We start from the raw sequence: 1,512 nt of genomic DNA on the forward strand, positions 1-1,512 counted from the left end.
TGGCCGAGGTTGTGTGGAAACGCACTCGACGTGCGAGTATGCCGAACTGAGATGCAAGCTGGCGCGCTGCAGACGCGGAACTCGGCGGCGAAGTCAGTGATGCAGGCACTGGCCGCGCTGCGCGGCGAGCGCGACTAAAAGGGCTCACGCCCTTGCCAACTGCATCGCCCTCATTGTTCTCGCGATCCCCAGTATGTTCATCACTCGCTTGAGGTTGTAGGCCAGCACGTGCAGGCTCATTTCGGTGCTCACATGCGCCAATGTCTTGGTGAGGAAGTGGGTCGATCCCATCCAGTGCTTCAGCGTACCGAACACATGCTCCACGGTACTTCTTCGCAGCGTCATGGCATCGGGCTTTCGATCAAGCCGTTGCTGAACGCGCTCCAGCACTGCTTCGTGCTCCCAACGCTTCACGCGTCGTTCTTTGCCAGTGGTGCATTGCGCCTTGAGGGGACACTGCGGGCACACCGACGTCCAGTAAGCCCGCAGGTTCATCTCCCGTTCCGTGGTGGTCTGATGCCACCGCAGTCGTTGTCCTGCAGGGCACCGGTACTCGTCATCTTTCGCGATATAGATGAAGTCGCTCTTGTCGAAGCGCCCCTGGGCCTTGGCGCCCGAGGTCATCGGCTTGGGCACGAAGGTTGTGATGCCAACGTCTTCGCAGGCCTTGAGTTCGGTGCCGTTGAAGTACCCGCGGTCAGCGAAGACGCGCACCCTGCTTTTACCCATCGCCTCGCGAGCGGCCTGCGCCATCTTGCTCAGCTGGGCTCGGTCATTGCCGATGTTCGTCACCTCGTGGGCAATGATCAGATGGTGCTTGGCATCAACGGCCGCTTGCACGTTGTAGCCCACCAGGCCCGAGCCCTTGGCTTGTGAGTTCATCGAGCGTGAATCGGGATCGGTGGTGGAGCGCTGGCCATCGGGTTCGTGCTTCAGCTGTTCCTTGGTCTCATCGAGCTGGCGCATCTGCTCGCGCAATCTCTTGATCTTGTCCTGCAGCCGCTCGGTCTTGGCCTCGACCTCCGCGGGCTGCGTGCGGTCGGCGGTCTCCAGCGCGTCGAGGTAGCGCTGGATGCTCTGCTCGATCTGGCGCTGGCGCGCATCGATCTTGGCGGGGGTGACATTGCGGTCGCGGCTGTTGACGGCCTTGAACTTGCTGCCATCGATGGCCACGATGGCCTGCGTGAACAGCTTGAGCTCCCGGCACATGCCCACGAAGCGCTTGCAGACGTTGCGGATGCCCGCGCCGTTGTCGTGACGGAAGTCGGCAATGGTCTTGAAGTCCGGGGCAAGGCGGCCAGTGAGCCACATCAGTTCGACGTTGCGCTGGGCCTCGCGCTCCAGACGCCGGCTGGACTGGATGCGGTTCAGGTAGCCGTAGATGTAGAGCTTGAGAAGCACCGCCGGGTGGTACGCAGGCCGACCGGTAGCAGCTGGGTCCGCGCCTTTGAAGCCGAGTGCCTGAAGATCAAGTTCCTCGACGAAGGCGTCGACGACTCGCACCGGGTTGTC

1 protein-coding gene is annotated in these 1,512 nt (G+C 62.2%); it reads right to left on the minus strand.

All coding sequences use genetic code 11. From position 1 onward, the window contains the following. Positions 1-144 precede the first annotated feature (144 nt). The coding region (locus AC1DSC_RS32605; protein ID WP_478132091.1) for an IS1182 family transposase at positions 145-1,512 on the minus strand (1,368 nt) is incomplete at its 5' end.

This window comes from Variovorax sp. 01N425 (assembly GCF_056399465.1).